Annotated in this window: 3 protein-coding genes and 1 pseudogene; all 4 read right to left on the bottom strand. The window is 60.4% G+C overall.

The features are described 5' to 3' along the window. Window positions 1-1,640 (bottom strand): IlvD/Edd family dehydratase (locus tag AC1DT3_RS15445; protein WP_477466129.1); only part of this gene is annotated, 1,640 nt, incomplete at its 3' end. Between the two features lie 10 nt (window positions 1,641-1,650). Next, window positions 1,651-2,511: an amidohydrolase family protein gene (locus AC1DT3_RS15440; RefSeq protein ID WP_477466128.1), complete on the bottom strand. Its 861-nt coding sequence runs from the start codon at window positions 2,509-2,511 to the stop codon at window positions 1,651-1,653. Between the two features lie 25 nt (window positions 2,512-2,536). Beyond that, window positions 2,537-3,196: an RraA family protein gene (locus AC1DT3_RS15435; RefSeq protein ID WP_477466127.1), complete on the bottom strand. Its 660-nt coding sequence runs from the start codon at window positions 3,194-3,196 to the stop codon at window positions 2,537-2,539. A 20-nt stretch (window positions 3,197-3,216) separates the two neighbouring features. Beyond that, a pseudogene (locus tag AC1DT3_RS15430) lies at window positions 3,217-3,452 on the bottom strand (mandelate racemase/muconate lactonizing enzyme family protein); the annotation flags it as partial.

Below are 3,452 nucleotides of genomic sequence, written 5' to 3'. Positions count from 1 at the left end.
ACGTAGAGCTTCTCCCAGCCGCGCGTGAACGGCGATTCGAACGGCACGATTTCCTCTCGTCGCTTTGCGAGCTCGGCGTCCGTCACGTCGAGATGCAGACGACGGCTCTCGACATCGAGCTCGATCATGTCGCCATCGCGCACCAGTGCCAGGGGGCCTCCGACGGCCGCCTCCGGCGCCACATGCAACACCACCGTGCCGTACGCGGTCCCGCTCATGCGCGCATCGGACACGCGCACCATATCGGTGATGCCGGCGCGAAGAAGTTTCGGCGGGAGCGGAAGGTTGCCGATTTCAGCCATCCCCGGATAGCCGACCGGACCGCAATTGCGCAGGACGAGCACGCTCGACGCGTCGACATCGAGGTTGGGGTCATCGATCCGCTTCTTCAAATCGTCGGGCCCGTCGAAGACCACCGCCTTGCCGCGGTGGCGCATCAGATGCGGCGACGCCGCAGACGGCTTGAGCACCGCGCCGTTGGGGGCCAGGTTTCCGCGCAGAACGGCAATGCCGCCGAGCGCCTTGAACGGAGCGTCGAGGGACTTGATCACACGGTCGTCATGGATAGCGGCGCCGGCGACGACATTGCCTAACGACTGCCCCGTCACGGTGACTTGTTCGGTCGCGAGTTTCGAACGCACCTCGTTAAGAACCGCGGGAACCCCGCCAGCATAATAGAAGTCCTCCATCAGATATTCCCCTGATGGCATCAGGTTGACCAGGCATGGAACGTCCCGTCCCCAGCGGTCCCAATCATCGAGCGAGAGGTCCACTCCAAGACGCCCCGCCAAGGCGAGCAGGTGAACGACGGCATTTGTCGAGCCGCCAAGGGCTGCATTCAACACGATGGCGTTTCGAAACGCGTCGCGTGTCACGACTTTCGACAACCGCAAATCTTCCCGAACCATCTCGACAATGCGGCGGCCGCTGTCGAATGAGAGTGTTCGACGCCGCGCATCGACAGCAGGAATCGCGCCGTTGTCCGGGAGCGACACACCGAGCCCCTCACACAGACTTGCCATGGTGGAAGCTGTTCCCATCGTCATGCACGAGCCTGCACTACGCGACATGGCGGCTTCGGCCGCGATGAATTCCTCCATCGACATTTCGCCGGCTCGCACCGCTTCCTTGAAGCGGATCACGTCGGTGCCGGAGCCGATCTGTCGCCCCTTCCAGCGCCCGGACAGCATCGGCCCGCCGGAGACCACAATCGTCGGCAAGTCGACGCTTGCCGCGCCCATCAATGTGGCGGGAGTCGTCTTGTCGCAGCCGACAAGGAGCACGACGCCATCCATCGGACCTGATCGGATCGAGGCCTCGGTGTCCATGCTGGCGAGATTGCGAAACAGCATTGTCGTGGGTCGCATCAGAGGCTCGCTCAGCGACGTCACGGGAAACTCGAGCGGAAAGCCACCGGCTTCGTAGATCCCACGTTTGACGTGCTCAGCGAGTTCGCGCAGATGCCCGTTGCATGGGGTCAGGTCGGACCAGGTGTTGCAAATTCCGATCACCGGACGGCCGTCGAACATCCTCTGTGGATGGCCTTGGTTCTTCAGCCAGGACCGATAGATGAACCCATAGGAATCCTGCCGGGCAAACCATTCGCCGGAGCGAAGCTTCTTTTCGTCCTCGTCCGCCATCGTTCGCTCCTTAGCCGGGATACCCGCCGTGCCACCAATGCTCGAGCGGATTCGAGTTGATGATCCGCTCGATGGTGTTCTCGGAGATCTTGGGAAGATGCGTCCCTTCAACCTGTCGATTGATGTTGCGCAGGCCGTCGATCGAATCTTRCACGCTGGTGAAAGGAAAGTCCGTGCCGAAGAAGATCTTGTTCCATTCGGTGATCAGGTATTCCTGCGCGCATACGAGAATATTGTAGTACTGCCAGGGGCGGTAATACAAAGCCGATATCTCGCAATAGACATTGGGATTCTTGCGGGAAACGACGATGCATTCCTCGTACCAAGGGTGGCCCATATGAGCCATGACCATCTTCAGATCGGGATAGCGATGAGCGATCGTGTCGACGTCGAGCGGACGTCCGCAATGGATCGGTGCGTTGGTCCCGTAGGTCGTCCCCATATGCATCGTCAAAGGGAGATTATTCTTCTGCAGATACGCGTAGACCGGCTCGAGACGCGGATCGAGAAGACTGACGCCGTTGTAGATCGGCCCAAACTTCACGCCCTTGAGCTTCAAGTCTTCGATCGCGTGAACAAGGAGATCCATGCAATCGGGCATTCTGGGATCGACGGCTGCAAAACCGATGAACTTGTCGGGATGCTTGGCGACAGCACGCGCCGTAACCTCATCATCCCCGTCGATGCCGATCGCGTCCTTGTAGCGCAACGAGAAGATGATCGCCTTGTCGACGTCCTGCATGGCTTCATACACGACTTCGCAATTGCTCTTTAGCGGAAATCCGCCCGGGCGAGCCCGCTTGGCGAGATCGGAATAGAGAGGCAGCATTTGGTTGTCATCGTAGATGTTGACGTGGCAGTCGACGATCATGATCAGGCGTCCCTCGAATGACTGTTTATAGAATGCCGTAGCGCGCGAAGACGGTCGCCAAGGCGTCGCCTTGCTGAAGATCGCGCAACGTGTTGCGTTCCCCGCTGATCTTCTCGAATGCGAGTCGCAGGATCTCGTCCTCGAATGCGCGGGGAATCACCACGACGCCATCAGCGTCGCCGAAAACCAGGTCCCCGCTCGCCACCGGCACGCCGCCACACTCGATCGGGATGTCAATCGCCATGATTTTTCCACGCCCCTTCGAGTCCAGCGGTGCAATACCGCCGTGGAACACGGGAAAGTTCATGGCTTTGATCGCCTTGATATCCCGCACGCATCCGTCCATGAGCGCACCAGCGGCGCCGCGCACTTTGGAGGCGGTCGAGAGCAACTCGCCCCATGGGGCGATCCGTGCCCTGTTCGAACACGCGAACACGGGAATCTCGCCCGGCTTCAGGCTGTCGATCAGAGCGATTTCAAGCTCGTAGGGATTCGAATCCGGCTCGACGTGATAGACTTCCATGAAGGCGGCTGTGCGCGCACGGCCGACCATCACACTGCTCTCGTCCAACGGCCGCACGAACGATGGGAGTGCCTGCTTGGTCAATCCGCAATGGTCGAGACAATCCGATAGGACCGCTGTGAAAAGCTTCTCTTTCAGCTCGGCGTAGTCGTCGTCCGCCATGTGAAGAATCTCCTTGGTCATCAAGCCGCACTGCGGCGGCGAATGGTCGTCGGGTGTTCGAGGAATTCCGGCTTGAGGTCGATGCCGAGCCCCGGGCCCGGCATCGGCGCGATCAGACCGTCGGCGATCGCCGGCAGGTCATCCACGACCTGGGCATACCAACCGCGCGTGTAGGCTCTGACCGTTTCCTGCAGCAGCGTGTTCGGACTGGTCAAAGACAGACAGYAACCGGCGACGTAGCCGACTGGTCCGGTGC

Source organism: Microvirga sp. P4_G7, assembly GCF_056401005.1.
The sequence above is the reverse complement of the archived record's forward strand: the minus strand, read 5'-3'. Positions and strand labels throughout refer to the sequence as shown.